Source organism: Mycobacterium sp. SMC-21 (assembly GCF_045310825.1).
Taxonomy (GTDB): Bacteria; Actinomycetota; Actinomycetes; order Mycobacteriales; family Mycobacteriaceae; genus Mycobacterium.
On sequence record NZ_JBJIAO010000073.1, the window covers coordinates 1 to 5560 of the forward strand.

Below are 5560 nucleotides of genomic sequence, written 5' to 3' on the forward strand. Positions count from 1 at the left end.
ACTCGGCACCGACCGAATCAACTGGAACGGAGGTCGCCTGAAACAAGCCGATCCACAGGTATTGACAATTCCTCGTCGTCGCCCTCGGCGGCAGCGATAGCCCCGCGCTCACCGGTAAACATGTTGTCAAACTCGCGTTCATCGTGGCCGGGGTCGCCTGCGGTAATCGCCAGCCATTCGGCGCGTAGCACCCGCTCGGCCTCGTGTGCGGGATAACCACCGACACGGCTCTCTTTGAGAGCCCAGCACAGCGACTCAAACATCGCGTTGTGCCGGTTCTTCTCCCCGGTATCAATTAGCCGGTGAAAGCGCTTCACCACCTGCGCCAGGCCGTGCGGATATCGGTTGTCGGCGTAGGTATCGAGCCACAAGCCAATTTCGTCGCGATTGAGTCTGCCAACCAGGGCCCTGGTGGTGTACTGCGCGGCCAGCCCGTCTAGCCAGGCGTCGGGCAGCTCGGGCAGCTCGCCAGGTGGCGGCAACAGCCCATCAGCGATCAGCGCACCGTCTGGCCCGTACAGCCGATAGGGCTGGCCGGTCTCGGCATGGATCGACGGCCCCACGATGCCGTACCGGTGCGTGCGCTGGATCAGCTCGACACCGGGGTCTGTATCGGTGGCCAATTCGGTTTCGGCACTGAGCACACCCGGCCCGTGCCAATCGTGGGGAGCTCGATACCAGCGGATACCAGAGCCACCCTCGCGCGCTGTGGTGACGTAGGTGTCTGGCAGCTTTGCGCCATAACGGTTTTCGTGTTCGGCAATGGTGGCAAGGCCGCGCTTGGTTTTTCCTCGCGATATGTAGTCGTCTACGTCGATACCGAGCACGCCGACCGGGCACCGCACGCCTAGGTTTGTCCAGCGCGCGCCGTATCTGGCTGGCCAACTACCGATTTCGGCGATTGAAGCGTCACCAGCGTCATAGCCAGTGAAACCCCCGGCTAGCAATCTCTTACCGTTGTCGCCGCCGATGGGCAGCGGGTGCCACGCTCGGCCGTACAGCTCAATTGCGCAGCGGATCAGCTCGGCGTCTCGGCTTTCGCACTGTATGCCAGCGTGTTTCGGCCCAGAGTTGTCGGTGGGCTGGGGTAGCATATGGTCATTCCTTGTCTGGGGATACGGTCCCGTTGGGTTGGTGATGCCCAACGGGACCACTCTTTTTCGGTCTCGCGTGGTCTGTCGAATTTACCGGCGCGGTAGCGAATTACACGAGTAGCCAACAACTTTCGGCCATCGTCGTGTCTGGCTAGTCAGATACCTACAGCGGCAAGCTGGTGCATTTGTGAGGAACTGACTAGCCAAGTCGGCGTGTTGCGCTACAACGGGTTTCAGTTTCTCGGGGTAGACTGACCAGGCAAATTAACAGTGCTGCGGCGATTTGTGCCCTGCTGGGAAACCTGTTGTTTTGCAATCGGCCCGGTCTGGAATCGCTCACAGACCGGGCCGACTCATTTCCTGGCCAGGCAGTCGCACTGATTAACCGATACCCCAAGGGGTTTCGATCTTGCACGGGCCGATCTGTGCGCGCTCCATCAGCACGGCCATGCACTCAGAGCAATAGCGAAGTATGACCAGGTGCTCACCGTGAGCGATTGGCCACACAGACCGGTGTGACCGCGCGGTCATCGAGTCGTGCAATTGGCCACCACCGGCGAACAGCCTTAGATCACAGCCTCTTTCGTCGCGTGCGTACGTCAATGCCTCGGCTGTGATGGCTGGCAGCGTGGCCGACCCGAAAGCGTAATGGCGTTCGATGGCATCAACGGTCACTGCGGGAATCAGCGTGCCGGTTGCGCCATCGCACTTTGCCGGTCGCACAACGCGATTGCGTCGGAATAGCGCCACCGGTACCGCTGTCGGCGGGTCGGGGCAATAATCCGGTGCCACGGTGCAGCCCTCGGGCAGCGATTCGTCGTCAATCGTTGCGCCATAAGCTAATTCGTCGCTCGGGTCGCTGGCGAACACCGCTCGGGCATCGGTGGCCAGCCGCTCGGCCAGCTCGCGCACGACCGGGAATGCCCACGGAATCATGGCCAGGTGGTAGCCGTTCGACTCGGCGTAATTCTCTGTGAAATCGGTGATTTCGGCGATCACGGCGCTGTGCCGCTCGGCTGCGGAATCCCTGGCGGGGTCGGCAAGGTCCAGCGCCGCGATGTGCTCAACTGCGGTCATGGCGTCACTCATGTTGAAACCCATGGTGATTACTCGCTTTCGTTGTTGGTTGTGTGCTGCGCTAGAAGGCTCACGTAATCGGCCAAGGGCAGAAAGTTGTCGTTTTCGCCACCGTCCTCAATCAGACAGTCAGAGCAGATCGGAAACATGTTGTCGTCTGCCGGTAGCCTCGGGTCGGTCGCAACCGCGACAGGCGTTTTTCCACAATGTGTTTCCTTGCGCTCGCCAACGCCGTTTCTGCACTCGGTCAGGTGATCGATCACAAATTGCAGGCTCGGCGTGGCTGCGGTATCGAATTCGGTCGCGGTGATACCCACTGCTACGCAACGACTTTCGATCGACGTGGCGCAGTTGTGCTGCTGTTGAGAATGACGTAGTCATAGAGTGCGCGGTCGGAGTAGTGACGGCGACCAGCGACCAAATTCATAGTGAGTGAGCGGTTTTCGGTATCTCGCTCGATTGTGTGGCGAGAGACTTCAAACCCCCATAGCTGGGAAATCCGCTCTGCCGCGCCCGCAGAACCTACGTTGTTCGGGATTTCCGAGTAGGCAAGCCGTGCGGCTCGCTCTTCGTCGGTGTAATCGGAATACTGGCGCGGCGGCGGCTTAGGCTTGCGACCAGCATTTGATTTCTTCGCTTGCATACGAGACATGCGGGGCTCCAAATGGATTGGGTGGCGATAGAGCGCGGTGCACCGAAATCGCCTGAAATGGTGTGGATTTCGTCGCGAGCGTCGGGGCTCTTGCCTAGATTCGACGCGGGCTCTTGCCAATTGGGGCGACTGGCACAGACTCTAGCCGCGTCCGCAGCTAACCGCAAGCTATCCCGTCAATGTCGGCACCTATCCCACCTGGACATCGGTGACCTGCGACTATCTTGGCTAGTAGCCAACCGCCGGCTAAACACCGCAAGATCGCGCAGCAAACGATTTGGCCAGCGAAACCGGCTCCGGTGACGCCAAAACCACACACAACCGCCCTGGTGTCGACAGCCATGGGAGCACGCGAAAACGTGCCAGCTTTTGCGACAGAATCGGTAACCCGCCACCAGGGCGGAGGGGTTGCGGTGCAAACGATTTGGCTACAGATATGAGTGTGGGGTACCACCTGGCGGACAAGTCAACACCAAGTGGTACCCCGCGAAATATCGTCCAAGACAAGTCAATTGGTACCGATACCGCTTTAGCTCGCGAATGTCGTGGTTCGGCCCAGCCAAGAAACCGCCTACCCACGCACGTCGCGATGGTTCTGCTGGGTAGATCAGCAGTCGCGATTTCGCTCGCTCTCTCAGCGCCAGGCGTACGGACCCTATCCAGGCCAGGTTCGGAATTCCGTACGTTGATCCCGTGCTGTGCTCGCCGGTACTCCCCCGGCGAAAGTTTCTGGTGGCCCGGTGCGCTGTCTGACTCTTCCCCAACACACCGGGCCGTTGACCGGCTCGCGGTTTCCCTCGCGAATGTCGGTCGGGTACGTCGTCGGGGACGAGCCAATTTCGTACCCTTGGCGCGAATCGCACTGGGCTCCTTATTCCCTCGGCGATCTGCGCGGGTGCACGGTGGACCGGCAAAGTCCCGGCACCCGGTCAAGTGGAGCGGATACCCCGAACAAATCCACCGACAAGCCGTATCAGTGGAGATTTGAAGCGTCGGAGTATCCGCTCCGGTATAGGTGGTCACCCGTCGATGGCAGTAACCGGCGCGATTGGTTTCCTAGAGCGGCGGGTGACCAGGTTCTCTATTCAGTTGAAAATCGTTGTGGCCGTCTGACCTTTGGCCGTGGCCTACTTCTTCTTGAATCGGCCAGACTTGGCGCGTGGTCGGCGCTTGCCGTTTCCTTTAGCCATTGGGGTTTCCTTCCGGTAGTGCGTGCGGTAACGATTGGCTGGCAGCGGTGCCCCGGTACTGGTCGGGGTCGCGGTACCCCGGTGGCGTGGTGAACTCAGCGCCGCTGTTGTCCTGCTGCATTTCGCGCTGCGCTGCGTCATCACGCCACAAGGGCGACCAGCCGCCAAACGGTGCGGGCATGGCCTACACCGCCAGGGCGGTTGGTTGGGGCATTTGCGTGGCCATTGCGGCTAGCTCGCGATGGTGGGCGCGTCGTACGAACCGCTGGCCTTGATCTGCGTTACGACAGCCGCGCCACGGTGGCGAACGCCGACGCCGAACGACCGCTGGAAGTACATGTCAATCAGTGGGTATTGGCCCTTGCCCGGAATCTGGCGCAGACCCTTGTATGCCGGGTTGGAGTGGTGGCGCATACCTACCGCGTTCTGAGTCGCATTCGGTCCCGACGTGGCCACCGTGAGCACGTACCCCTCGGGGACCAGGACGTGCGGCACCAACAGCGCGTGACCGTACGAACCGGCAACGCGCAGGTTGTTGTACTCGCTCGGCGGGGTCTGGCCCACGATGAATTCGCTACTCAGATAGGCCGGAGCGTCCGCGCTGGCAATGGCGTCAAACTTGGCGATGGGACCACCGGTACGGCTCTCTTCACCCTTACGGAAACCCATCACCTGATCGATGGTGTTTTCGCTGGCCAGAACCAGGATGCGGCTGCCCTGAGTGGTCCCATAGCCGTGTTCGCGAATGAGGCCGATGGAATCCTCGATATCGCCGCTGTCAACGCTCGCGGCACCGCTCACCAGGTAGTGACTGTGGTTACTGGCGAATTGGGTGCCCAGATACTCAATCGGGGCAATGCCATCGGTGCCATTCCACAGACCAAATTCGGGGTTGCCCTCGGGGGTCAATCGCTGAGTGGGAGAGAACAGGCGACCGAGCACCTTTCCGGTACGCAAACGCTGGTCGGCCTCAAGCGCGGCATTCATATCGAATTCAACCTGGCGGGCCGTTGCGTCACGCAGGTATTTCCACGTGTACCGAGTCGCCAGATCGTAATCCTTGAATCCGTAGCCAATAATCAGGCTATCGCCGCCCTGACCGGCCTTGGGCTCGCCCATTTCGGTCGCTTCCTCGAATTGGAAATGCGAAAGCGACTGCGGCACGGCCTCGGCTACGTCGGTGGTATCGAAAGCCAAAAGGCTCAGCAGAGCGTCCTGCTTGGCGCGCCATTCGGCCAGCAGATCGCGCAGCGTGTCCCACAGGGTGTCGAGCGGCACGCCATCGGCGGTTTTGTCTACCAGAACATCGCCAGCGGTGTGATAACCGCCCTCACTACCGAAAATCGGGCGAATAGTAGTGACCCAATTCGGGAGCGCAATACCGGACAATTCAAGCGAGCGCATAATATGCAATTCCTGTCTAAATCATGGCCCGCCGTGGCCGTTGTTCAATTGGTGCCGGTGACTATACGGGCTCTTCACAGATGAGGGTGTAGAGGTGGTTGGCGCGTCGTTGCCGGGATAGAGGTCGAGGTCTCTCGAAAATG

6 protein-coding genes are annotated in these 5560 nt (G+C 60.4%); all 6 read right to left on the reverse strand.

Going from position 1 to position 5560, the window contains the following annotated elements:
• Positions 1-17: 17 nt before the first annotated feature.
• Positions 18-827: a hypothetical protein gene (locus tag ACJH6H_RS29325; RefSeq protein ID WP_406776348.1), complete on the reverse strand. Its 810-nt coding sequence runs from the start codon at positions 825-827 to the stop codon at positions 18-20.
• Positions 828-1475: 648 nt separating this feature from the next.
• A complete protein-coding gene (locus ACJH6H_RS29330; protein WP_406776349.1) occupies positions 1476-2183 on the reverse strand; it encodes a hypothetical protein in 708 nt (235 codons plus the stop codon).
• A 17-nt stretch (positions 2184-2200) separates the two neighbouring features.
• Positions 2201-2488, reverse strand: a complete 288-nt coding sequence (locus ACJH6H_RS29335; protein WP_406776350.1) for a hypothetical protein — start codon at positions 2486-2488, stop codon at positions 2201-2203.
• A gap of 2 nt (positions 2489-2490) precedes the next feature.
• Complete coding sequence (locus ACJH6H_RS29340) at positions 2491-2823, reverse strand: hypothetical protein (protein ID WP_406776351.1); 333 nt, start codon at positions 2821-2823, stop codon at positions 2491-2493.
• A gap of 1182 nt (positions 2824-4005) precedes the next feature.
• Positions 4006-4194, reverse strand: coding sequence for a hypothetical protein (locus ACJH6H_RS29345; RefSeq protein ID WP_406776352.1), 189 nt, complete (start codon positions 4192-4194; stop codon positions 4006-4008).
• A 50-nt stretch (positions 4195-4244) separates the two neighbouring features.
• Positions 4245-5417: a hypothetical protein gene (locus ACJH6H_RS29350; RefSeq protein WP_406776353.1), complete on the reverse strand. Its 1173-nt coding sequence runs from the start codon at positions 5415-5417 to the stop codon at positions 4245-4247.
• Positions 5418-5560 lie beyond the last annotated feature (143 nt).